This is a genomic window from Microcoleus sp. FACHB-672, from assembly GCF_014695725.1.
Lineage (GTDB): Bacteria > Cyanobacteriota > Cyanobacteriia > Cyanobacteriales > Oscillatoriaceae > FACHB-68.
Genome location: NZ_JACJOU010000015.1, coordinates 474672 through 498725, shown reverse-complemented (window position 1 = coordinate 498725; position 24054 = coordinate 474672). Strand labels below are relative to the sequence as shown.

Below are 24054 nucleotides of genomic sequence, written 5' to 3'. Positions count from 1 at the left end.
CTTTAGGAAAAACGAAAAATGGCACTACTAATTGCGCTATTTATCGTTGGTTGGGTTGCTGTAGCTGCGTTAGGGACTCAAGCTTATTTCAGAGGTGAACAGTCGAAGCCGATCCACGAACGTAACTGGAATTCTGACTCTTTTGAGCAGCTAGCTGAGTCTATTACTGCAACAAAAACCGATTACTCTGAACGAGTTCCCGGCTATCCAGTTGATGCTTTTGCTGCAACAAATCAATAAGCTGAAGTTCTCTATCTTTCTCCCCCTTCTTAGAAAGGCGAAAATTTAATAAGGAAAAAAGAGGCGATTTTTGTCGCCTCTTTTTAATTAATTCGTTACATTCCCTAGAGAATGGATTCCTAAATTATGCGTTGACCGCAACCTTCTCAGTTGGGGCTTCAGCACTTGCTTCAGGACTGTCAGCCTCAGAAGGCGGTACAACCTGATAGAACTTGGGCAGGTACTCTGACCAATTTTCCAAGATTGTCTTCGCCTTTTGACTGCCGGTGCGATCTGCGTGCAACTCAATCAATTCCTTGAGCTGCTGCTCACCGGCATCTGTGCAGATCCGCTGAATCTTAACAATTTCGTAATTGACTTTTTGTGGGAAGCTACCATCTTCATCTAAGAAGTAGCCCATCCCGCCTGTCATGCCGGCACCCACGTTGCGGCCAACCCTGCCGAGGACAACGATCGCACCGCCCGTCATGTATTCAGCGCAGTGATCACCGGCACCTTCAATCACAGCTTTCGCCATTGAGTTCCGCACCGCAAACCGCTCACCGGCTTGACCATTGGCAAACAAAAAGCCGCCGGTCGCACCATACAAGCAAGTGTTGCCAATAATCACATTTTGTGAGGGGTCATAGGTTGCCTCAGCCGGCGGCTTAATAATAATCTCGCCCCCGTGCAGTCCTTTACCCACATAATCATTGGCTTCACCCTCTAGGCTCAGCGTCATGCCGGGAAGATTAAATGCCCCAAAACTTTGGCCGGCACTTCCGGTGAAATTGAGTGTAATTTGACCCTCAAAGCCGGTGTTGCCGTACTTTTGAGCAATTGCACCCGATAGCCGTGCGCCCACGGTTCGGTCTGTATTCACCAGCCGGTAAGTTTTCGTCACGCTGCCCTGATTTTGGATTGCCCCTTGAATTTCCGAGTCTGCCAATAACTCATCATCCAAAACCGGCCCGTTGCTGTGAACCGGCTCATGGTGCAACCAGTCGCGATTTTCTCGGCTATCCGGTAACTTGAGCAGACAATCTAAATTCAGAGACTTGGTTTTCGTCAGAGGCACGCCTTCCTTCACCTTCAGCAGATCCGTACGCCCGATAATCTCATTGAGAGATCGGTAGCCTAACCGCGCCAGCAAAGAACGCACTTCCTCTGCCACAAAGTAGAAGAAATTGACAACGTGTTCGGGGATGCCGGTGAACCGCTGGCGCAGCTTTTCTTGCTGAGTCGCCACCCCAACCGGGCAGGTATTAGTGTGGCAGATCCGGGCCATAATGCAGCCTTCCGCAATCATGGCAATCGAACCGAAGCCATACTCTTCGCCACCCATCAAAGCGCCCATCAGCACATCCCACCCGGTTTTGAAGCCGCCATCAACCCGCAACAGAACGCGATCACGCAACTGGTTGTCCATCAGCACCCGATGCACTTCCGTCAGTCCCAATTCCCAGGGCGAACCGGCGTGCTTAATCGAACTCAGGGGAGACGCGCCGGTGCCGCCATCGTGGCCAGAAATTTGGATAATATCCGCATTCGCCTTCGCCACACCGGCAGCCACCGTGCCAATCCCGATTTCTGCCACCAATTTCACAGAAACCCCAGCCTTGGGATTAATTTGGTGCAGGTCAAAAATCAACTGGGATAAATCCTCAATCGAATAAATATCATGGTGAGGCGGCGGCGAAATTAGCGTCACTCCCGGCTTCGACCGGCGCAACATGGCAATATAGGGGCTAACCTTCTTCCCAGGCAATTGGCCACCTTCACCGGGCTTCGCACCCTGAGCCATCTTAATTTCAATCTGCTTGGCATTCATCAAATACTCAGGCGTCACCCCAAATCGGCCCGACGCCACCTGCTTGATTGCAGACGATGCCGTATCGCCATTCCGCAAACCCTTGAGGTGCGGCATTAACTGAGAATGCCCTGTCTCATCCACATCATCGAGTACCTTAAACCGCACCGGATCTTCCCCACCCTCACCGGAGTTAGATTTACCGCTGATGCGATTCATGGCGATGGCCAGCACCTCATGGGCTTCCGGGGACAGCGCCCCCAAGGACATCCCGCCGGTGCAGAAGCGGTTCATAATGTTTTCCACCGGCTCAACTTCGTCAATGGAAATCGAGGGGCGATCAGCATTGAAATCCAGCAAATCCCGCAAAGCTGTTACCGGGCGTCCTTGCAGAGATTTTTGATACAGCTCATAGTGGTCGTGCGCCTTATTTTCCACCGCCTTGTGTAGTGCCTTTGCCATTTCGGGGCTGTTCATGTGATACTCGCCACCGGGCCGGTACTGAACAAAGCCATAGTTTTCTAGCTTCTTGATATTCAGTTCTGGGAAAGCCTTGCTGTGGAAGGCCAAGACTTCCTGAGCCAGTTCGCTGACAGACAGCCCGCCAATGCGAGATGTGGTGCCGGTGAAGCCCAACTGAATTAAATCTGAGCCAATCCCGATCGCTTCAAAAATTTGCGCCCCTTGGTAGCTGGAAAGCAGGGAAATGCCCATTTTCGAGAGAATTTTCAGCAAGCCACCTTCTATTGCCTTGCGATAGTTCTCCTGAGCTTTGTCCACGCTCACCGAAGCAATCTTGCCCCGTTCCATCAGATTTTGAGTTCTGGGATTAAACACCCACTGCCGCACACTTTCCCAGGCTAAGTAGGGGCACACAGAACTCGCGCCGTAGCCGATCAGGCAGGCAAAGTGGTGGGTACTCCAGCATTGGGCGGTATCGACAATTAAAGAGGTTTTCATCCGCAACCCTTGACGTATCAAGTGGTGGTGGACAGCACCCACCGCTAACAGAGGAGGAATGTAGCTCAGCTCATCCGTAATTTTTTGGGTGCGATCACTGAGAATTAGAATCTTTTTCCCGGCACGTACCGCTTCTGCGGCTTCTTCCCGCAGCCGGTTAACTGCTTCAGCCAGCCCTGGAGGGCCGGCAGCGATCTCAAATAAAGTGGATAAGGTTGCTGACTCCAAACCCGATGTGCGAATCACGTCCAATTCAGCATCATTGATCACCGGCGTGGAAATCTTGAGCCGGCTGGCATATTCTGGCTTCGCTTCCAGGATATTTCCCCGTTCACCGAGCTGCATACTTAAAGACATCACCATCCCTTCCCGCAACGGGTCAATGGGAGGGTTTGTGACTTGGGCGAAGCGCTGTTTGAAGTAGTCGTAGAGCAAGTGAGGGCGTTCTGACAGTACAGCTAAGGGAATGTCATCTCCCATGCAGAACGTTGGTTCCTTGGCACTGACAGCCATTTCCTCGATCACCATCTCTACGTCTTCAGCGGTGTAGCCAAAGGCAGTTTGATAGCGCAATACCTCACAGGCCTCCATTTGGGCGGCTTCGGGGAACGGTTGCAGTGTTAATTCGCGGCGGTGTTGCTGCAGCCACTGTCCATAAGGCTGGGTTTTGGCAATGCGCTGCTTAATCTCCCAGTTCTTGATAATTTCCCCGGCTTCTAGGTCAACGGCAATCATTTGCCCAGGACCCAACCGGCCTTTTTCTACGATGTCTGCTTCCGGCAACTCCACCACACCGGCTTCTGATGCGACAATTACCATCCCATCGCGGGTGAGGGCGTAACGAGCCGGCCTCAGTCCATTGCGATCAAGGGTGGCTCCCACCAGCTTGCCATCACTGAATACCAGCAGCGCAGGGCCATCCCACGGCTCTTGCAAGCCGCTGTAATATTCGTAGAAATCCACAATTTCTGGATACTCATCCAAAGCCGGCTGATTTTTGTACGCTTCTGGCACCATGATCATCAGCGCTTCTTGAGGACTGCGTCCTGAGCGCACCAACAGTTCCATCACGTTATCCAGTGTAGCCGAGTCACTGTTATCTGGCTTCACTAACGGTTTGAGATCCTCAATCCGACCGTCCCAAAGCGGATGGGACAAGCTGCCTTCCCGCGCCATCATCCAGTTAATGTTGCCCAAGAGCGTATTAATTTCGCCGTTGTGACCTAACAGACGCATCGGCTGTGCTAGGGGCCAACGGGGCATAGTATTGGTGCTGAAGCGCCGGTGATAGACCGCAAAAACGCTCTTGTAAGCTGGGTTTTGTAAATCGAGATAAAACTCGCCCAGCACGGCTGAGCGCACCATGCCTTTATAAACGATGGTGCGGCAAGAGAAGGAACAGACATAAAAATCATCTCCCCATTTGCCGTCTTCCAGGCTGTGCAGGGTTTTGCCAAATGACCGGCGGGCAAGATAGAGTCGGCGTTCGAGTTCATCTCCGCGCCACTGCTTAGACTGAACAATTACTTGTTCGATATGCGGTTGGTTTTCCCGCGCTTGCATCCCCAGGATCTCTGGGCGCACCGGCACTGTGCGCCAGCCGAGCAGCGTCAGTCCTTCTTCAACTAAAACTTTTTCGACAACTTCGCGGCAAGCTTTTGCCTGGGCTGCGTCTTGGGGCAAAAATACCATCCCCACTGCGGTTTCTGCACTCGGATCGCGTTGAATACCCCCCTCGTTCATCCACCCATCAAACAGTTCCCAGGGGATTGCTGTCATCACACCCGCCCCATCCCCTGAATCTTGATCGGCGCTACAGGCTCCCCGGTGTTCCAAACAGGTGAGCGCGGACAAGGCGTTGGCCACAATTTCATGGCTCGCTTGCCCTTTTAAGTTGGCAATGAAGCCGACACCACAGGCGTCTCGTTCCTCTACTAGCCAGCGCTGCCCGAAAAGGCTTTTATCTTCGTCTTGATTTCCCTGATTTTGTGTGCCGTTGTGATTCACGCTCGAATTGTTCATGGGATGGATCATTCTTTTCCTTGTCTGATATTCGTAGATGGGTTTTACGGATTAATTTTGCGGGGCGTACCGCCCTAGTGCCGGTTGTAAAGGAGGGGAATTCCTTTATTTGCCAGAAAGTAAGTAAGTAAAAATTCTTATGGCTCGGCAAGTATCCTAGTCTTTGATCGTTAAAGAGGCGCTAAGGCTCATCTCTACTGACATGGCTCGCCGTATAATCGCTAACGACATAGCTTCATACCTGTCGATTTAAACCTTACGTTGCCATCCCCTCTTAATTGATAGATGGCTCTTTTCTGCCTCGATCTTAAGTCTCAGCCTTACAAAACTTTCCCTTAAAAACTAGAATTAGGCGGGCAGAGGTTAAACTCGAAACATCGCATAACGATCGCCAATCGATCGAGGTATCCGGTTTGCTTGGAGTTTGACCTACAGATAAAGAAACGCGCTCCTGGCTCTGATTCCCCAAAACGGTATCCTAGCAGGACGGCAGAAAAATCTTACAGAAAATCCTGTATTCTAGCAATCCCTATATCTACCACTTTGCCGTCTTGCCAGACGTAGCGAATCGGTGATTATGCTTTAGCCACCGAAGACCCTCATATCTAGGATAAACAAAAAAACCAACCTGGGTTCCACCATATCTGGCAAGCTTTAAGCAAGTTTTGGCAATTTTATCCTGTTTTAACCCAGGGGCCGAATCCACGCCGGCACTGGAATTGGCTAGGCTGTTCTTTGGGGAATCGCTCCGGAAGCGATGCAGCTAGGCATCAGTGACAAGTCATGGTTTCTTGATAGGGGCCACTTTCAACGGTGCTGAGTTCAGAGCAAAGCGCTGGAGGAGGAAGCCCAGTTTTAGCATTCCAACGAGAAAACCGCGCTCAGCTATGAGTCTATATTTTTAGATCCGGCTGAATTTGATGTGCCGGTGTAAGGAATCTTAAGGGCGAAGCCAGGATATAGAACCCTTACATTTTCGGGTTGTAACTACTTTTTGTCAGGTTTTCTCTTGTTGCGTCTGCTTAGGCTGCTTGTCAGTGTTTGCGCCTCAGGGGCGGCCATTTGTTGCAAATCGTCCCATTTTAGCGTTTAGGTGTGCGGATTTGGAAGGGTGAAATCCTTTCCAATCGGTCGTTTGAGAAATTCATTAGCAGTCGGCCTTTAAGAAAGATGTGCCTCCCCACAAATGTCCCCTCGTTTGATGATTGAGCTTATGCCTGCTTTTTTTAAACTTATTGCCTTCACTCCCCTTGTGGTTTTTACGGCTCTATGCTTAGCAACTGCTCACCCAGACAGCGCTCAAGCTCAAGCCATCAGCCAGGAAGTTGTGGAAGGTTTGGACTCTGACGTGCAGCAACAGTCTTCTATGACATCCGTTCAAGCGTTCGCTACGCAACCCCTGCTGCGGCAAGGGACTCAAATTTCCTTAAACGGTCGAACTTGGCCGGCAGCTTGGAGTCAGTGGCAACAGGATACGGCTGAGGGTGCCATTCGCACCGGCATCAGTGATGCTGGAGTTACCCAATTGCTAGGGGTGGAACTGTTAAGCACCGGCGATCTGGCAAAGCAGCCGGTGCGGTGGTTCTCTCAACTTGCACCTTTGACTCCTCAACTTGCCGGTTCGTACCGCTATTTGGACATGACTGATTTTGCCCAAGCAGCCGGCTGGCAGATGCAAGTGAGTGGAAACACACTCTCGATTTCTTCTCCTGCCGCAACAGTCCAGGCAATTGAGGCGACGATGCAAAGTTGGGGGGAAAAACAAGCAGCTGTCAGCCTGCCGCGCAGCGTTGTGATTGAGCTAGATCGCCCGACCCCCTGGCAAGTGAATTTTTCTGCCACCTTAACACCCCCAGAACCGGCTCCAGTTAAACCAAAAACACCTTCCGGTGAGGGTGCCGGCAACAACCGCCAGCAAGAAGCCGCTGATGATACATCCAAGCCGCAGGGGGAAACGCCTGAAGTGCAAAAACCGAAACCCCCCAAGCTGGATGAATGGGTGATTACTCTAGATGGCCAAATCGCTCCGGCTCTAGTACAGCGCTTAAACGCCCTGGAAGCGGGGGAGATTGCCTATCCGGGCTACCAACTGCCAGACGCCAAAGACAAGCCGGTGATTCCGCCAAAAGCCCGCCGGTTGAAAGTTGAAACGGCTGCAAATCAAACAACTGTCCGCCTGCTCGTTCCTCCGGGTTGGCGTCCTCAGGTTCTCACCTCACCCGACATTAATCACTTACAGATTGATATTCGACCCGACTCTCTGGTGGAGAAAGATATTCTTTGGGCACCAGGGGTGCGCTGGCATCAGCAGTATCTCGCCTTAGGTCAAGATCGCTTTCCGGTAGTGTGGCTGGAAGTTGATCTTCGCCAACCGGGATTACGTCTTAAACCGATCTGGAGCGAACCGGCTACTCAAGTGGGTACTGCCCCCCTGATCGCCACGGCAAATCGCTGGCAGGCTTCAGCGGCGATTAATGGGGGCTTTTTCAATCGCAATAATACGATGCCCTTGGGTGCGCTCCGCCGGGATGCTCAGTGGTTATCCAGCCCGATTCTTAACCGGGGCGCGATGGCATGGAATGATAGCGGCAGCGTTAAAATGGGCCGGCTGGCGCTGAAGGAAACGTTGATCGCCGCAGCGGAAGTGCGCCTGCCGGTGCTTTATCTCAACAGCGCTTTTGTCCAACAAGGGATTTCCCGCTACTCGCCTGAATGGGGGTTGACTTACACTCCCCTGAGTGACGGGGAAACGATTGTTACGGTTGAAAATAACGGAGTTACGGGCCAGCAGCCTGGAGGTGACGTGGGCAAAACTGCTTTTCCTATCCCCCGCAATGGCTACTTGCTAGTTCTTCGTAAGGTGGCATCTGACGCCCTACCTACCGGCACTTCTGTGGCTATCGAGAGCGTCACGGTGCCGGCTGACTTTAGCGATTATCCCCATATCATCGGCGCTGGGCCACTTTTAATGCAAAATGGCCAAATTATTCTGGATGCTAAGGCGGAAGGTTTCAGCGATGCCTTTGTTCAACAAACTGCGTCTCGGAGTGCGATTGGCACGACTGCAACGGGCACACTACTTATAGCGGCGGTTCACAACCGCGCTGGGGGTGCCGGTTCTACTTTGGCCGAATTAGCCCAACTGATGCGCCAGTTAGGGGCTGTTGAAGCCCTGAATCTGGATGGTGGCAGTTCTACAGGTCTTTATCTGGGGGGCCAACTCCTCGACCGGCCTGCGCGTACGGCTGCGCGGGTTCACAATGGTTTGGGAGTCTTCCTTGATCGCCCTCGCTGAGCAGTTTCTAGCTTGCTAAATTAGGGGAACGGGGATTTTTATGGATCTGGCTGTCTGCTTTGCTGGGGTTAAAGCTTATTTAAAGCATCGGTTGCCGACGTAAAGACTTGATGTAGATTGGCTGAATTTGCCGGTTTGTGGTGTCAGCCCCTAGGCTGAAGTTGTTATGGTTGATTTCAGCCCCCCTAATTGGCATATTCTCAGATTGAGGCAGATGAGTTCTGTTTAGGGATTTTGAGTTTTGCTAACCATTTTTCCAGGGTCTGCGTCACTGATGTTGCGGTATTTAGAAAAACTCTAGCCTGGGGATTTTTCGGCCAAGTAGAAGTTATGGAGTGCTGCAAGATTCAGCACTTCGCCCCTAAATGTCCTGTCACTCAGCTAGCCTAATTCGGAAGCAGCTATTAAGGAGAGAAAATCATGGTTAAAGTTAAAGAAATGTCTCAAGTTGCTACACTGTCTACATCTGCCGCTACGAATGGACTTGCCGCTACGGAATTGCGCCCTTGGGGTTCATTTACTGTTCTGGAAGAAGGGCGGGGATATAAAATTAAGCGGATTGAGGTCAAGCCTGGTCACCGCCTGAGCCTGCAAATGCACCACCACCGGAGTGAGCATTGGATTGTGGTTTGCGGGACGGCTAAGGTGACTTGTGGGGATGAAGTTCAACTTATTTTTACGAATCAATCGACTTATGTGCCTCAGTGTACGTCGCACCGGCTGGAAAATCCTGGCGTGATTCCGTTGGTTTTGATTGAGGTGCAAAATGGGGAGTACCTAGGCGAGGATGATATTGTCCGCTACCAGGATGACTATGCAAGGGCCGGAGCGAAGTAATATAAGCTCAGAAGTCGGGTTCGGAATTTCTGCATGATTCATCTGAGCAAAGCTGCTGTCCGCGAAGTCAACCGTCTAAAGTCTAAACAGCCAAACCCTCAGGTGTTCTTTCGCCTGGGAGTTCAACCTGGTGGGTGTGCCGGCCTGTCTTATACGATGGAGTTTGACGAAAATGCCGGTGAGAGCGATCACCTCTATGCCTGTGAGGGAATTCAAGTGCTGGTTAATGCTGAGAGCTTGAATTACCTCAACGGGGTGACTTTAGATTATTCAGAGGATCTTATGGGTGGCGGGTTTCGCTTCCACAACCCCAATGCACTACAAGGCTGTAGTTGTGGCCACTCGTTTTCCGGGCCGGCTTCTGCTAGCTAAAGACGCCGTCAGGTTTCTTAATTTTTATTTTCAAACATTTTTCTCCCACTCAGCACTCAGCCTGGTTTTGGCCGATTTCACTTCCTGGCAACCTCTGGCTTGGGGGCGGTTTTCTATAAAACTCATAAATTTATCCAGCGCTTTAATTGACAGAAAACGCTTAAAATCGATATAATCAGCTTTTGTTAAAACTTGAAACAGCAATAGAGCTGCACACGCTTTACTCATGCCCACTATTCAGCAACTCATTCGTGACGAACGCCAGAAAGCCAATAAGAAAACTAAATCCCCGGCTTTGAAGAGTTGCCCTCAGCGTCGTGGCGTTTGCACAAGAGTCTACACCACTACCCCGAAGAAACCCAACTCAGCACTGCGTAAGGTGGCGCGGGTTCGCCTCACTTCTGGATTTGAAGTGACCGCTTATATTCCAGGTATTGGCCACAACCTGCAAGAGCACTCTGTCGTGATGATTAGAGGGGGACGGGTAAAAGATTTACCCGGTGTGAGATATCACATTATCCGTGGAACTTTAGATACCGCCGGGGTCAAAGACCGTCGGCAAGCTCGCTCTAAGTATGGCGCTAAGCGTCCTAAAGCAGCAGCAGGCAAATAGATCGGAGGCTGCATCCCGCTAACAATTAAGTGGGAACATCCTCTCAAATCGCCTAAAAAGACCGACGATAATTCGCTAAGCCATTGGTGGCCGAACTTTTGATCGCGCTTAAAGCCTGCCGACCGAGGCAACTGCTTGGAAGCACTCATCAATTTAGAGCCTCCCGTGGGGCACGCGGGAAGTCAAAGCTCAAGGAATGAGCTGCAAAGCTCAAATTTTTCCACCAAATTTCATCTCGGCAGCGGGTAAGTTGAAGCAACTCCCCCTAGCTTAGGTGTGCAAATGCCAAAATGACCTAAATTGTCTCGCTAAAAACTGACTATGTCGCGTCGTACTGTTGTTCAAAAACGTCCCGTTCCTCCCGATTCAGTGTATAATAGCCGCTTGGTAAGTATGATGGTGCGGCGGATTATGAAAAGTGGCAAAAAATCTGTTGCCACCAGCATTATCTATGACGCCTTCAAAACCATTCAGGAACGCACAGGCGGCGATCCCTTAGAAACATTTGAAAGAGCGGTTCGCAATGCTACCCCGCTTGTAGAAGTCAAAGCTCGCCGAGTTGGCGGTGCAACCTACCAAGTGCCAATGGAAGTCCGTTCGGATAGAGGAATAGCCTTAGCACTTCGCTGGCTAATCCAATTTGCCAGAAGTAGAGCCGGTCGCACAATGGCAAACAAGCTAGCAAATGAGCTGATGGATGCTGCGAACGAGACGGGGAATGCAATTCGCAAGCGGGAAGAAACTCACCGGATGGCTGAAGCAAATAAGGCATTCGCTCACTACCGGTACTAAGAAAGTACGAGTTCCAAAGTTCCCGCAATTGGTGGCGATAAGGGAACAAAACTTAATGAAAAATATTAAAATATAATAACAAGGAACTCGGTAACCACCCAGTCGCCACCTTTGGCGGCAACATTAAGTGTGGAATCTTCCCCAAAATATGCCCATTGCTCCAAGCGATGGGCTAAAGGTTCTAGTGTGGGCTGTGATAAAGGACTTAACCAATATCTAGCCATTTTGAGAGCAACTCACTACTTCTCTCAAAGTTCGTTACACAGAATCTAGATACAGCGCTAGTGAAAATATCTGCGGCAGAGATTAAGGAGGTAGCTGTGGCACGGACGATCCCGCTCGAAAGAGTACGCAACATAGGCATTGCAGCACATATTGATGCAGGCAAGACAACAACAACAGAGCGAATTCTGTTCTATTCCGGTGTGGTTCATAAAATGGGCGAGGTTCACGAAGGAACCGCCGTCACTGACTGGATGGAGCAAGAGCGGGAGCGGGGCATTACAATTACTGCTGCTGCTATCACCACCAGTTGGAAAGATCATCAGATCAACATTATCGATACTCCAGGCCACGTAGACTTCACCATTGAAGTAGAACGTTCCATGCGGGTATTGGATGGGGTAATCGCGGTGTTCTGCTCAGTCGGAGGCGTCCAACCTCAATCCGAGACAGTGTGGCGTCAGGCAGATCGCTATAAAGTGCCTCGGATTGTCTTTGTTAACAAAATGGATCGCACGGGTGCAAACTTCTTCAAAGTTTATAACCAGATCCTTGACCGGATGCGGACGAACGCTGTACCGATTCAAATCCCGATTGGAAGTGAAAGTGATTTCCGGGGAATTATTGACTTGGTGCGGATGAAAGCCCGGATCTATACCAATGACATCGGCACCGATATTGAAGAAACGGATATCCCAGAAGACGTTCGCGCTCAGGCTGACGAGTTCCGAATCAAACTGGTTGAAGCCGTAGCTGAGACGGATGATGCTTTGATGGAGAAGTACCTCGAAGGCGAAGAATTAACCGAACAGGAAATTCGCAAAGCCCTGCGTCAAGGCACTGTCGATGGGACAATTGTCCCCATGTTATGTGGCTCCGCGTTTAAAAATAAAGGCGTTCAGCTGTTATTAGACGCGGTAGTTGATTACCTGCCGGCACCGATTGATGTGCCCCCAATTCAAGGCACCCTGCCAGATGGGGAAATATCTGTCCGCACTGCCAATGACGAAGCCCCGCTGGCGGCATTGGCCTTTAAGATTATGGCAGACCCCTATGGACGCCTGACCTTTGTTCGCGTCTATTCTGGCGTACTTAAGAAAGGCAGTTACGTCTACAACTCGACCAAAGGTAAGAAAGAGCGGGTGTCTCGCCTGATCGTTCTGAAAGCTGATGATCGAATTGAAGTCGATGAACTGCGTGCCGGCGACTTGGGCGCAGCCTTGGGTTTGAAAGACACGTTTACCGGGGATACAATCTGTGAGGAACACTCCCAGATTATCCTAGAGTCACTGTTCATTCCAGAACCTGTGATCTCGGTTGCGGTCGAACCCAAAACCAAGCAGGATATGGAGAAGCTATCCAAAGCCCTCCAATCGCTTTCAGAAGAAGACCCTACCTTCCGGGTTAGTGTCGATAGCGAAACCAATCAAACCGTGATTGCCGGCATGGGAGAACTTCACCTGGAAATTCTGGTGGATCGGATGTTGCGAGAGTTTAAGGTAGAAGCCAATGTGGGTGCCCCACAAGTAGCCTACCGAGAAACCATTCGTAAAGCCGTCCGCGCTGAAGGGAAGTTTATCCGCCAGAGTGGGGGTAAAGGTCAGTATGGCCATGTGGTTATTGAGTTAGAACCGACTGAACCGGGAACAGGCTTTGAATTTGTCTCGAAAATTGTTGGCGGCGCTGTACCTAAAGAGTACGTCGGCCCAGCAGAACAAGGCATGAAAGAAGCTTGTGAATCAGGCATCTTGGCCGGCTATCCGGTGATCGACTTGAAAGCCACGATGGTAGACGGCTCTTATCACGATGTAGACTCTTCAGAAATGGCATTCAAAATCGCCGGCTCGATGGCGATTAAAGAAGCTGTAATGAAGGCCACACCTGTGCTACTAGAGCCTATGATGAAAGTAGAGGTTGAAGTTCCTGAAGATTTTATCGGGAACGTTATTGGCGACCTCAACTCCCGACGAGGCCAGATAGAAGGCCAGGGAACTGAACAGGGAATTGCCAAAGTTACTGCTAAGATTCCACTGGCAGAAATGTTTGGCTATGCCACCGTAATCCGGTCTAAAACCCAAGGCCGGGGTATATTTTCGATGGAGTTTAGCCACTACGAAGAGGTGCCTCGCAACGTGGCTGAACCGCTCATCGCTAAGAGCAAAGGGAAATCATAATCGCTCGGTAGTCGGCGCTCAGCTGTCAATTGTTTCTCACAACTGACAGCTGACAGCTGACAGCTGACAACTGAACAACTGACAAAGGAACACATCATTCATGGCACGCGCAAAGTTTGAAAGGAATAAACCCCACGTCAATATCGGCACGATCGGTCACGTTGACCACGGCAAAACGACCCTAACTGCCGCCATCACAATGACCCTAGCCGCGCTGGGTCAGGCAAAAGCGAAGAAATATGATGAAATCGACGCTGCGCCTGAAGAAAAAGCGCGGGGGATCACCATCAACACTGCTCACGTTGAGTATCAAACCGAAGAGCGCCACTACGCTCACGTTGACTGTCCCGGTCACGCTGACTATGTGAAGAACATGATCACGGGAGCGGCTCAGATGGATGGTGGCATCCTGGTCGTCTCAGCAGCAGATGGCCCCATGCCTCAGACCCGCGAACACATCCTGCTGGCTAAGCAGGTGGGCGTTCCCAACCTCGTCGTCTTCTTGAACAAGAAAGACATGGTAGATGACGAGGAATTGCTGGAGCTGGTGGAATTGGAAGTGCGCGAACTGCTGAGTTCCTATGATTTCCCCGGTGACGATATTCCCATTGTGGCCGGATCTGCTCTGCTGGCACTGGAAGCGATGGTGGCTACTCCCACCACAAAGCGGGGCACCAATGAATGGGTTGATAAAATCTACGAATTGATGGATAACGTGGACTCCTATATTCCGACACCAGAACGGGATATTGACAAGCCGTTCTTGATGGCTGTGGAAGACGTATTCACGATTACTGGTCGGGGTACGGTGGCCACGGGCCGGATTGAGCGCGGTAAGGTTAAAGCCGGTGAAACCGTTGAGCTGGTCGGGATCAGAGATACCCGCAGCACCACGGTCACTGGCGTGGAAATGTTCCAGAAGGTCTTGGATGAGGGAATTGCCGGCGATAACGTTGGGGTTCTCTTGCGGGGTATTCAGAAGAAAGACGTTGAGCGGGGTATGGTTCTTGCCAAACCCGGTTCAATTACCCCTCACACCCGGTTTGAATCTGAGGTGTACATCCTGAAGAAGGAAGAAGGAGGCCGTCACACGCCTTTCTTCCCAGGTTACCGCCCTCAGTTCTACGTTCGTACCACCGATGTCACCGGCACCATCAGTGAATTTACCGCTGATGATGGTAGTGCCGCCGAAATGGTGATGCCGGGAGATCGTATCAAAATGACGGTTGAGTTGATTAACCCGATCGCCATTGAACAAGGGATGCGCTTCGCTATTCGCGAAGGTGGCCGCACCGTGGGTGCCGGCGTCGTCGCTAAAATCCTCAAGTAAGACAACGAGCTGACACAGCAAGAGCAGAAAAGCAACAAAATGTCAAGATGCTTTTCTGCTCCTTTTCTGTCTCTGCTTGATTCATCGGCTAATCGCAACGGATGGCAGTCGAGACCCCTATTTAACTGCTGACAACTGACAAACAGAACCTAGAAAACAAAAAAATGGCCACTCTACAGCAACAGAAAATTCGCATTCGCCTCAAAGCTTACGATCGCCGCTTGCTAGACACTTCTTGCGAAAAGATTGTCGATACCGCAAATCGCACCAACGCCACAGCAGTCGGCCCGATCCCATTACCTACTCGTCGCCGAATCTACTGCCTACTGCGTTCTCCTCACGTTGATAAAGATTCCCGGGAGCATTTTGAAACTCGTACCCACCGACGCATTATCGACATTCACCAACCATCCTCTAAAACGATTGATGCTTTGATGAAACTTGATCTGCCTGCCGGCGTAGATATTGAAGTCAAGCTCTAAAAACATTAATTAATGAGCTTGTTTTCGCTTTGAGTGGCTATTTACCGCCCTTTCGCCCTTTAGAATCCCTTCTAAAGGGTTTCATTGTTGGAAATCCAACGAATAGATCGGCTAAAGTAGGATAAGAAAAAGCGCAATTACTGAAGGTCAATGGCATCCGCATCGTCGATCGCTGTTCGAGAACTTCCCCTATTTCCTCTGCCTGAAGTCGTTCTATTTCCAGGCCGGCCCTTGCCACTGCACATCTTTGAATTTCGCTACCGGATCATGATGAACACGATCCTGGATAGCGATCGTCGCTTTGGGGTTTTGATGTGGGACCCAGTTCAAGGTCAACCCGCTGCTGTTGGTTGCTGTGCTGAAATCCTGCAATTTCAGCGCCTCCCTGATGATCGCATGAAAGTCTGGACACTAGGACAGCAGCGATTTCGGGTGCTTGAGTATGTGCGAGAAAAGCCTTATCGCGTCGGCTTGGTCGAATGGATCGAAGACCAGCCACCGGCAAAGGATATCAGAACCTTAGCAACAGAAGTAGAACAACTGCTGCGGGATGTTGTTCGTCTGTCCGCTAAATTGATGGATCAAAGAATAGAACTTCCTGAAGACATCCCAAGCCTACCGACCGAACTATCATACTGGGTCGCTAGCAACCTTTACGGGGTAGCATCTGAGCAGCAGGCGCTATTAGAGATGCAAGATACCGCTGCTAGACTGGAACGCGAAGCCGAAATTCTCACCTCGACTCGCAATCACCTGGCAGCTCGAACTGTTCTCAAAGATACGCTGCAATAAACCGAAGGATGAAGGATGAAGCGGGGGGATTTTAAACCTCACACTTCACACTTCAGCCTTTAGCGCTTAGTATCTTGCTCGATGCGATACCATCCGTACCAGTGGCGGACTGCAAGCCACACCACACACAGAAGGCCGGCCAAGCTGAGGGTGAGTCCACTATACGGCACGATTAATCCCAAAACAGGCACGATTCCACCGGCAATCGTGGCGATTACCGCAGCCAGGGAAGCCCGCAAATTTGATCCTAACCCCCAAACCAGGATGAGCATCACCGGCGAAAGCATTGCCCAAGCCAGCTGAACATCTACAATCCGGCTTAGGTAAGTTAAACTCAGCAGGCAAGCAAAAAAGATAGCGCCGGCAATTGCCACATCTCGCAAATTTAGCGGCAGCGACAAGTACAGCATCAAAATCCACCAGAGAAATAGTGCCGGTGCCAGTAACAGCAGCCGTGGAAGAATGCCCGTGTTGCGAATCGGGCCGGTGGATGTGAATAAACCAAAGGGATTACGAACAGAAACATTATCATCAAAAACCCAGGTAAAGCGAGTTCCTCCTCCCTCCTCTTTTTTCTGCGTGGGGACAATGCCACTGGCGAAATCAGCATTTGGAAAGTTAGCCAGTGCCGTTAGGCGAAAGTTGGACAATAGCTGACCCCTGGCATCATAAACCCAGCGTGGCCCCCCTTGAGCTTGATAAGTCACGCGAAAGCTGCTTTGTTGCCCCGCTTCCAGGCGAAACGGAAACCCATAATCCCCCGGATTCACCGGCACTAACCGAGTCCCGTCTTGGTCTACTTTAAAGTTTTGCAGCAAGGAGTAACCGTTCGGCGGACTTACTTCAAAGAAAAAGTCTTCCGCTTCTTTCAAGGGGTTAACAACTTTGTAATCAGCTTGAAGATTTACGCGATATACTGCCCGCGAATCTTGAACATCCTTGATTTGATCGATTTTTACGTCAATTTGCGAACCGGCAAGCGTCAGGAAACGGTTAATATCTCGCGTCTTCTGAACGCGGACAATCTTCCCCTCTACTTGAGTGTCATAAGTGTAAGGTTCTTGTATCACGTAGCGCACTTGCGGTGCAGTTTGTTCTAAGCGATCACCGGCAACACTGGCGGCAACTTTAGCGACCCGTGCTTGTTCCCAGTGATGGTAACGATTTGCCAACGTTGAAGATAGAAAGAAACCTCCGATTACCAGCGTCAGCACTAACAGCCCATGCGGTAACTTTTGCAACAATAAGTCGTAGCGATCTATCCATTGTCCAAGCCAGTGGTTTTGTTCTAACTTCGTTCGCCGCAGAGAAAAGCTGAGTAAAGCAAGGGCAATTCCCAAGACTGCCACAAGCAGGGCAAATTGTTGGGACACACTGATCAGCTTAGAGCCAAATTCTATGAGTTCATTGGGATGGGTAAGATCGGGCAGACCTGGGACACCTTGGGGAGATTGATACATAAAATTTCCTTATGAGCGTGTAGGGCGCGATTAAGCCTATCTTGCTTGTTTAATTCCAGACTAATCGAGCTGTTCAGGAGTTTCTTCAAGCCGGCTATCTGGCGGCGAACCTAAGAACGTAAGCCGATAGATTCTAACAAACACAGTCAAAATTTATGGAATTACTCCTGATATTCTTGAAAAACTTTGTTGTCTGCTGTTAATTTTATTAGATTTAATGGTTGGGGTTCCTAAATTGGTTACTTCTGAACAAAAAATATAGATATTGCCTCTGATGAATAGTTGAGTTTTTATCCCGATAAAATATGCAGTTCTATAAACTTAGATAAAAAAAGACAATTAAGCTTAATAATTATTTATTTCATCGCCGTACATATAATCAGACACATTAAAGAGTGCCGACAGCTAGATTTATTACAGTCACTAAAAATTTTTACTCAAACTCAAACTCACGCGAATAAATGTTAAGCCACATCTAGCCAAGACTTCAGCCACAGAAAGATGGGCCGGCTAAAAAATTAGACAGCTTCCTGAATTGTTCTTTTGCAAACGTGTGATCTTAAGTTAAACTTGTCTGACACAAAACTGAATAGACCCACTTAAGATTGCGCCATCAAGCTTCGCTCCCTCCAAATTGGCTGCACACAAAAAAGCCCCAGTGAGATTGCACTCGCGCAAGTCAGCCCCTCTTAAATCAGTCCCCTCAAGATTCGCTTCAGTTAAAGTTGCCCCTCTCAAGTTGGCAGCTTGAAGACTTGCGCCACGCAATTTTGCCTCGCATAAGTTAGCTCGACTCAAATCCGCCCTGTCCAAGCAGGCTCCTATCAGATTCGCCTCTTGAAGGTTAGCCCCTTGCAAGTTTGCCCCTCGCACATTGGCAGCAATTAGTTTCGCATCACTCAAGTTGGCTTCTGTCAGATCAGCCCCAATTAAATCTGTGCCGGTTAACCTCGCCCAAGATAGCTCTGCCCGACTCAGGCTGGCCCAATTGAGGTTAGCCATAGCCAGACAGGCATACTTAAGATCAGCCCCGATTAAGTTGGCCCAACTTAGGTCAGCCTCTGCCAGATTAACCTCTTTCAAATTGGCACACACCAGGCAAATATGACTCAAGAATGCCCTTTGGAGGGAAGCCTCTCTTAAGTTTGTTTCATGAAAATCACGCTCTCCGGCTGCATATCGCTTCAGTAATAAATCGGCATCCATTTCAAAAAAACCAGCGTAGTTTTACGGATAATTTTAGAATAACTCAACAGTTTTCCCGAAGATGGCTGTTGCCTCACAATGTTCATACTTTATTTGCCAAAATAACTGAGGGAGGCTGCAATGACAGCACACTGTAGCTGCCTAAAACTTTTAAAGTTTCCGTGTGAAGCGTTAATAATTGTAGCGCTGATTTTACAGGGGCTTGATTGATATCGCCTTCCAAATCAATAAAGAAAAGATACTCACCTAAAGACCGCTTCGTGGGGCGAGATTCAATGCGGCTCATATTAATGCTGAGCAGATCGAATACTTGCAAAGGTTTAAGTAACGCCCCTGGAACGTTAGCGGGAAGGCTAAAAGCGAGGGATGTATGCGATGTGCCGGCAGACATTTGTGACGGGAAGTTGCCTGAAATTTCACTACCTTCGCCCCTAGCCAGTACCCAAAATCGCGTGCAGTTATCTGGATAATCATTCAGCGGATGAGCCAACACCGGCAGCTTGTAAAGTTCAGCCGCCCGTAAAGAAGCAATCGCCGCCGCAGAGGGTTCTTGTTCGAGAAACTGCAACGCTTCCGTTGTGGAATTCGTCGGAACCGGCTGCACATTTGGCAGAAATTTTTCCAACCATCCCTGACACTGCGCCAACGCCTGGGGGTGAGAGTAAACCGTTTGAATCTCCTCTAAAGCTTGAGCTGTCGATAGCAACGCGTGAGAAATCGGCAACACGATTGCCCGCTGAATTCGTAGCGAATCCAACTGCCACAGCGTATCGAGCGTAACTACCACACTGCCTTCTATCGAATTTTCCACCGGCACCACTGCCAGATGCGCCTCCCCTTGCGCCACCGCCCGCAGCGTTTGAGCGATACTCGGATAAGGATATAACAAACATTCACAGCCAGTTTCTTGCTTGACTTGATAGACATAAGCAAGGGCGGCTGCCTCTGCATAAGTGCCGGGTGGGCCTAGATGGGCAACAGATACGGTCATGGAGTTCAATCCGCTGTTTACTCTCAAATTTTATATCTCAAATATTTTTATTACTTTTATCAGAAATTGTTCGCCGGCCTGACGGGTGAAATTCCATCAAAATACTTATATAGGATGATTTATGCCATTTTCTTCACCAAACTCTGTTTTTAATTATTTTAAAGATCGTAAACAATCATAAAATTAATTAACATAGTTAGATATTTATTACTTTTTACGTACCGCCCATGAATACCCGGTTTGTTGCCTCACAATCCGTCGAGATCGCTGTTCCAGAGCAGCCGGTGCCAATTCAGCACTATTTGCGTCAGCCCAAACGTCTCGTCTACGCTCTGGTAGACCCCAGCCGGATGGAGCAGCTCAGCCAGGATCAGTTTCGCTTAAAAATGCGCCCGTTGAGCTTTATGATGCTGAGCATTCAACCGACGGTAGACATGAAAGTGTGGGCGGATGCGGATGGATCAATTCATTTAAAATCCGTGCGATCTGAAATCCGGGGCGTTGAATATATCAATCAGCGCTTTGGACTCAATCTCATTGGCAAGCTTTATCCCGTCGAAATTAATGGCTTAACTTACCTCAAAGGCAAAGCAGACTTAGAAGTGAAGGTGGAATTGCCACCGCCTTTTTGGTTTACGCCACAAGCCATCCTAGAAGCAACCGGCAACGCGCTGCTTAAAAGTGTGCTGCTAACCGTGAAGCAGAGATTGATGCACCAGCTGCTATTAGACTATCGGCACTGGGCGTCCGAAGAAACAGAAGTGCCGGTGAGCGAGCGGAAAACGGGACTATCACCTAACCAACAGATCATCTAATACCTCATCTCTTACAAACAAGCTGAGGTTAACGCCCAGAAGCCGGTTTTTGCAGCAGCACAAACGAATCAAGAAATTTGGCAATATCCTCAGCTCCACTTGCTTGGTTGTTTTGACCGGCTCCCAAAATATACAAGCGCCGCCCCACCAAGAACAGCCTGAAAATCATCGGTTCACCCTCGCTTTCGAGTTTTACCTCTCTCCCAGGTTCGGCATCTAGAGATATTGGGCGTTCGTTCACCAACCGTGCCCCAACACGCCCTAAAATCTGATCGCGCACATTGGCTAAAACCGCTTCAGAATTGTCTAACTGAGCCGTCTGGGGATAATCTGAATAGGCCACAACAAACCTTGAACCCGATTGAGCGGAGCTAAAGCCCTTTAACTGAAGGTTTCCAGCAGCCGTTTCTAAAACTTCCGTCTCTTCAGCGGGAACCCCCGGCATCAAGACAGAAAAGTTTCCTTCTTTTGAGGTAAATTCTTGCCATTGCAATTCTTCACCTTCCACCGTCAGGACATCGGCTGGGGGTTTTTGGTTCAGCCTTTGAATTTCTCTTTCGAGCTGCCGCTGTCCATCCTCGTAAAAATCTGGGCGCTCTGGACGAAATTGAGCGAGAGTCGGTGTGACTGCACTGAAGGTGATAAGCGCTAACACTGCACTAAAAATTCTAAGTTTCATCACGGGCACCACAAGAACTAAAAGAAAGCCGGTGTAGGCGGGTTGCCCCATAACATTGCAGCGCTAGCAGATGCTTTTTAGTTCCATATCCTTTGTTATTTGTCAAGTCGTAGGCAGGATATTTAGCCGCTAACCGCACGATCAGCTCATCGCGCCAGACCTTGGCAACAATACTGGCAGCAGCGATAGATACAGAGAGACTATCTCCCCGTACCATCGTCTGTTGAGGCACCGGCAAGCCTGGAATGCGCTGATTTCCGTCAATTAAGCAAAGTTCCGGCTGCACCTTCAGTTTAACAATCGCCCGCTTCATTGCCAGCAGAGACGCCTGCAAAATATTGAGCCGGTCAATTTCACCCACTGAAGCGATACCAATTTTGCAATCAATCGCTACTTCGCGAATCATCTGGGCGAGCCGGCATCGTTGAACACTGCCCAGTTGCTTACTATCTTTAACCCCAGCCGCAACGAGATCCGCTTCAACCTGGGCCGGTATGATCACTGCTGCTGCCACCACCGGCCCGAATAAGCAGCCGCGTCCCACCTCATCCACACCGGCAACTAGCCGTGGCAGATCCGCTGATATCGGCGGCTCCCACAAGCTGAGCTGTTGAGGCAATTGAGATGGAAAATTCATGGTTTAAGGTTGCCCCCTCTCTAAAAAAAGAGAGGGGTTGCTTAGGTGAAATTATGACTCAGTGGCAGAAGACCGGCGGCGACGGCGGCGACTTCCAGACACATTATTGTCTGATTCACTCAGATCCGTGTTTTCTGGTTGATTGATCTCAATGTTTTCTGGTTCATTGATTTCAATGTTTTCTGCTTCTCTCAGCTCTTCTACAGAGATAGCCTCTTCCACCAGATTAAATTCAGCCATATCCGGGTCATGCCGGCTGCTGGGATTAAACTCAGCCATATCCGGGTCATGCCGGCTGCTGGGATTAAATTCAGCCATATCCGGGTCATGCCGACTATTGCGATTAAATTCAGCCATATCCGGGTCATGCCGGCTATTGCGAGAAGCGGCTGGGGTTGGCTTCACCGACATTCCTGTGCGGAGCATCGGCCCTGTAGCCGCAGCCATCGGCGGCTCTGGAGCGGTTTCTGGCGATTGACCAGGAGCGTACACGGAGATCACTGCTGATTTAGGATTTTTCACCTCTCGATTGGCCAGTACCAATGGAGAAATCCCCATCAAAGCGTAAACGTCCTGTTCCTCAGGCGTCATTTCCACCGCAATCACCTCTGGAGGTTCGGGCGGCGAAACCGGCTCGCGACTGATAATCCGAGTCCTCTCCGGAATTTGGGTACGGCTAGGAGTGGGGGGAAACTCTTCAGGCTCCTGCTGTATTTCTGGTTCTAGCATCACCTCCGGTTTGGCAGTTTTCACCGGCACAACAGGACTGATGCGAACTGGAGCTGCTTCTTCCTCAGCTGCACCGCCTTCACCAATACGCCGCCGCCGCCTGCGCCGGTTAACATCAGCCCCTCCTCGCTCTTGGTAGCTGGGATGATTCATCAGCCCCATTTCTTGGAGGTCATTGCCAGAATCTAGCTCGAACGCCTCAGGCTGGAGATCGGCAAGATCGGAAAAGCGGGGTTCTCTGACACTAATCGGTGAGGGACGCTCTACGATTTCGTTAGGTGCTTGTTCAACCTCGCCAGGGAGCCGGTGAAGGTGTCCCAATCCTCCGCAAGCAGGGCAAGTGCGACCGAACAATTCATAAATATTTTGACCTTGGCGCTTGCGGGTGAGTTCAACTAAGCCAAGTTCAGAAAGCTGGGCAATTTGAGGCCGAGCTTTGTCTGCTTTTAAGGCTTTGTTAAAGTGTTCCAATACTTGCAGCTGATCTCGCCGCGCGTCCATATCGATAAAGTCAACAATGATCACCCCAGCAATATTGCGTAAGCGCAGCTGGCGGGCAATTTCTGTGGCTGCTTCGCAGTTCGTCCACAATACCGTTTCTCTCGCAGTCGCAGAGCGGGTGAAGGAGCCTGAGTTCACGTCAATCACCGTCAGCGCTTCCGTTGGCTCAATGATGATATAACCGCCTGATGGTAAATCAACTCTCGGTTTCAGCGCTTCTCGAATTGCCGCATTGACTCGGAAGTATTCCAGAACCGGCGCACGTTCGCGGTGATGGTCAATCAAAACCCCCTGGGGTGTTTTGCCGCCACTCCAACTGACTAAGTGTTGCTTCACTCGCTTGATTGCGGTGTGTGAGTCCACCACAATTCGGTTCACGTCAGTGCTGTACATATCTCGCAGGACGCGCTGAATAAAATCATCGTCCCGATTCAACAGTGCCGGTGCCCGCGTTGAGGTGGTCTCTTGCTGAATGTTTTCCCACTGTTGCTGTAAAAAGTCTAAATCTTCCGTAATCGCCTTTTCTTCCATTCCCTCCGCTTCTGTCCGCACCAGCAGACCCATGCCTGCCGGTTTAATTAAAATAGCCAAGGCTCTTAGGCGGTTGCGCTCGTTTTCGTTGCGGATGCGCCGTGATAAATTCACACCCCGTCCAAACGGCATCAGCACCAAATAGCGACCGGGTAGAGTAATGTTGCCGGTGAGCCGTGGGCCTTTGGTTCCCGTTGGCTCTTTCATCACCTGCACCAAAACTTTTTGCTGCGGCACCAGCAGTTCGGTAATGGCTCCCGCCGAGCGCTTCAGCCGCAGTGGGCCAAGGTCGGTTACGTGAATAAACCCATTGCGTTCAGCATCACCAATATTAACGAAGGCGGCATCAATTCCCGGCAATACATTTTCAACAATGCCTAAATAAATGTCACCGACTTGATGCTGACCCGTCGCTACAACGAGTTCTTGGATTTGATCTTCGGAAAAAACGGCAGCAATACGATGCTGTTCTGCGATAATAATTTGCTTCGGCATTCAATTTCCTCAAAACTTGGTAGTGCGCTCAGGCACTTACGCCGCGTGTGCCTTTGTACGTGACGCGCAATTGATGCGCCCGGTACATCT

At 50.1% G+C, this 24054-nt stretch carries 19 protein-coding genes and 1 pseudogene; 11 read left to right on the top strand and 9 right to left on the bottom strand.

Features of this window, described 5'->3' with window-relative positions; genetic code table 11:
- The first annotated feature begins 18 nt into the window (after positions 1 to 18).
- On the top strand, positions 19 to 240 hold the full coding sequence (locus H6F56_RS11855; RefSeq protein WP_190668110.1) for a photosystem II protein, Psb35-related: 222 nt from the start codon (positions 19 to 21) through the stop codon (positions 238 to 240).
- A 124-nt stretch (positions 241 to 364) separates the two neighbouring features.
- Here H6F56_RS11855 and H6F56_RS11850 read toward each other — a convergent pair whose 3' ends face one another.
- Positions 365 to 5011: a glutamate synthase-related protein gene (locus H6F56_RS11850; RefSeq protein WP_190668107.1), complete on the bottom strand. Its 4647-nt coding sequence runs from the start codon at positions 5009 to 5011 to the stop codon at positions 365 to 367.
- A 1213-nt stretch (positions 5012 to 6224) separates the two neighbouring features.
- On the opposite strand from H6F56_RS11850, the gene H6F56_RS11845 reads away from it, so the two are divergent.
- From H6F56_RS11845 to rpsG, 5 genes are all read left to right on the top strand, one after another.
- Positions 6225 to 8306, top strand: coding sequence for a phosphodiester glycosidase family protein (locus H6F56_RS11845; RefSeq protein ID WP_190668105.1), 2082 nt, complete (start codon positions 6225 to 6227; stop codon positions 8304 to 8306).
- 420 nt (positions 8307 to 8726) lie between these two features.
- The gene (locus H6F56_RS11840) at positions 8727 to 9143 is read left to right on the top strand and encodes a phosphomannose isomerase type II C-terminal cupin domain (protein ID WP_190668102.1); all 417 of its coding nucleotides are present in this window, start codon (positions 8727 to 8729) and stop codon (positions 9141 to 9143) included.
- A 33-nt stretch (positions 9144 to 9176) separates the two neighbouring features.
- Positions 9177 to 9515, top strand: a complete 339-nt coding sequence (locus tag H6F56_RS11835; protein WP_190668098.1) for a HesB/IscA family protein — start codon at positions 9177 to 9179, stop codon at positions 9513 to 9515.
- Between the two features lie 226 nt (positions 9516 to 9741).
- Positions 9742 to 10128 carry a 30S ribosomal protein S12 gene (rpsL, locus tag H6F56_RS11830; RefSeq protein WP_190668097.1) on the top strand — a complete coding sequence of 129 codons (387 nt, stop codon included), beginning with the start codon at positions 9742 to 9744 and terminating at the stop codon, positions 10126 to 10128.
- A 321-nt stretch (positions 10129 to 10449) separates the two neighbouring features.
- Positions 10450 to 10920 (top strand): 30S ribosomal protein S7, encoded by a 471-nt coding sequence (rpsG, locus tag H6F56_RS11825; protein ID WP_190668094.1) that lies wholly within the window; start codon positions 10450 to 10452, stop codon positions 10918 to 10920.
- 65 nt (positions 10921 to 10985) lie between these two features.
- Here rpsG and H6F56_RS11820 read toward each other — a convergent pair whose 3' ends face one another.
- Positions 10986 to 11144 (bottom strand): hypothetical protein, encoded by a 159-nt coding sequence (locus H6F56_RS11820; protein ID WP_190668091.1) that lies wholly within the window; start codon positions 11142 to 11144, stop codon positions 10986 to 10988.
- Between the two features lie 96 nt (positions 11145 to 11240).
- Here H6F56_RS11820 and fusA point away from each other — a divergent pair, with 96 nt between their 5' ends.
- The 4 genes from fusA (at position 11241) to H6F56_RS11800 (ending at position 15920) form a co-directional block, all read left to right on the top strand.
- Entirely contained in the window at positions 11241 to 13316 is a 2076-nt protein-coding gene (gene fusA / locus H6F56_RS11815) for an elongation factor G (RefSeq protein WP_190668088.1), read from the top strand.
- Positions 13317 to 13416: 100 nt separating this feature from the next.
- Entirely contained in the window at positions 13417 to 14646 is a 1230-nt protein-coding gene (tuf, locus tag H6F56_RS11810; RefSeq protein ID WP_190668085.1) for an elongation factor Tu, read from the top strand.
- A 164-nt stretch (positions 14647 to 14810) separates the two neighbouring features.
- On the top strand, positions 14811 to 15128 hold the full coding sequence (rpsJ, locus tag H6F56_RS11805; protein ID WP_190668083.1) for a 30S ribosomal protein S10: 318 nt from the start codon (positions 14811 to 14813) through the stop codon (positions 15126 to 15128).
- 150 nt (positions 15129 to 15278) lie between these two features.
- Entirely contained in the window at positions 15279 to 15920 is a 642-nt protein-coding gene (locus H6F56_RS11800; RefSeq protein ID WP_190668081.1) for an LON peptidase substrate-binding domain-containing protein, read from the top strand.
- Between the two features lie 59 nt (positions 15921 to 15979).
- Here the strand turns inward: H6F56_RS11800 and H6F56_RS11795 are convergent, their stop codons facing one another.
- From H6F56_RS11795 to pheA, 4 genes and pseudogenes are all read right to left on the bottom strand, one after another.
- Positions 15980 to 17380 (bottom strand): hypothetical protein, encoded by a 1401-nt coding sequence (locus tag H6F56_RS11795; protein ID WP_190668078.1) that lies wholly within the window; start codon positions 17378 to 17380, stop codon positions 15980 to 15982.
- 564 nt (positions 17381 to 17944) lie between these two features.
- Positions 17945 to 18382, bottom strand: coding sequence for a pentapeptide repeat-containing protein (locus tag H6F56_RS11790; RefSeq protein ID WP_242031966.1), 438 nt, complete (start codon positions 18380 to 18382; stop codon positions 17945 to 17947).
- Positions 18383 to 18586 (bottom strand): annotated as a pseudogene (locus H6F56_RS26295) (pentapeptide repeat-containing protein); the annotation flags it as partial.
- 82 nt (positions 18587 to 18668) lie between these two features.
- Positions 18669 to 19577, bottom strand: a complete 909-nt coding sequence (pheA, locus tag H6F56_RS11785) for a prephenate dehydratase (protein WP_190668072.1) — start codon at positions 19575 to 19577, stop codon at positions 18669 to 18671.
- 227 nt (positions 19578 to 19804) lie between these two features.
- Between pheA and H6F56_RS11780 the strand changes: the two genes are divergently transcribed.
- Positions 19805 to 20392 carry a DUF1997 domain-containing protein gene (locus H6F56_RS11780; RefSeq protein ID WP_190668068.1) on the top strand — a complete coding sequence of 196 codons (588 nt, stop codon included), beginning with the start codon at positions 19805 to 19807 and terminating at the stop codon, positions 20390 to 20392.
- A gap of 28 nt (positions 20393 to 20420) precedes the next feature.
- Here the strand turns inward: H6F56_RS11780 and H6F56_RS11775 are convergent, their stop codons facing one another.
- The 3 genes from H6F56_RS11775 to H6F56_RS11765 are packed head-to-tail and all read right to left on the bottom strand — an operon-like array spanning position 20421 to position 23964.
- On the bottom strand, positions 20421 to 21071 hold the full coding sequence (locus H6F56_RS11775) for a hypothetical protein (protein ID WP_190668066.1): 651 nt from the start codon (positions 21069 to 21071) through the stop codon (positions 20421 to 20423).
- Entirely contained in the window at positions 21061 to 21708 is a 648-nt protein-coding gene (locus H6F56_RS11770) for a ribonuclease HII (protein WP_190668063.1), read from the bottom strand. Before H6F56_RS11770 ends, H6F56_RS11775 begins: the two co-directional genes overlap by 11 nt.
- Positions 21709 to 21759: 51 nt before the next feature.
- Entirely contained in the window at positions 21760 to 23964 is a 2205-nt protein-coding gene (locus H6F56_RS11765; protein WP_190668060.1) for an Rne/Rng family ribonuclease, read from the bottom strand.
- Between the last annotated feature and the right edge of the window lie 90 nt (positions 23965 to 24054).